General features: G+C 63.6%; 1 pseudogene. It reads right to left on the bottom strand.

What is annotated here, in order from left to right:
• Positions 1 to 97: 97 nt before the first annotated feature.
• Positions 98 to 602 (bottom strand): annotated as a pseudogene (locus MKK84_RS25690) (porin); the annotation flags it as partial.

The raw sequence follows: 602 nt of genomic DNA, 5'->3' as shown, positions 1-602 counted from the left end.
AAAAAGCCCGGCCTTTCGGCCGGGCTAGTTGGGGTCCCTTTGCACGGGGACATCAAGATCAGGAAGCTTTGGGAACAACCGATCTCGATTGGGGAAATCAGAAGTCGCGCTGGACGCGGAACCGGACCTGCGAGACCGAGTCCTTCGTGGCGGTACGGACCGCGAAGGTGCCGTTGTTGATGCCGGCGATGTTGGCGTAAGCGGTCGGGCTCTTGTCGAGGTCGATCGCCCGGCCGTTCTTCAGGCCGATCTGGGTGTAGAACGCCTCCACGCCGATATCGAGATCCTTGACCGGCGACCAGATGATGCTGCCACCCGCCACGAACTGCTAGGTGTCGCGCAGGGCCTCGCTCAGGATGTAGAACCGCGTGCCGGGCGTGCCGACGGCGTTCGAGCTGACCGGGTCGCTGCCGGCGCGGACACTCACCAGGCTGTAGATCTGACCTTGAGCGTAGCGCGCGCTCTGCGAGAAGCTCTGCTCTCCGTAGGAGCCGAAGAAGGCCGGGCGCCATTCCGGCGTCCAGTAGTGCATGTACGACGCGACCTCCGTTAAGCTGGCTGAAGACTTCAGCGGGCCGGTGAAGGGGTTGACCGTCGCGTCA

The sequence above is a fragment of the Methylobacterium sp. E-065 genome, from assembly GCF_022829605.1.
In the GTDB taxonomy this organism is placed as follows: Bacteria; Pseudomonadota; Alphaproteobacteria; order Rhizobiales; family Beijerinckiaceae; genus Methylobacterium.
The sequence above is the reverse complement of the archived record's forward strand: the minus strand, read 5'-3'. Positions and strand labels throughout refer to the sequence as shown.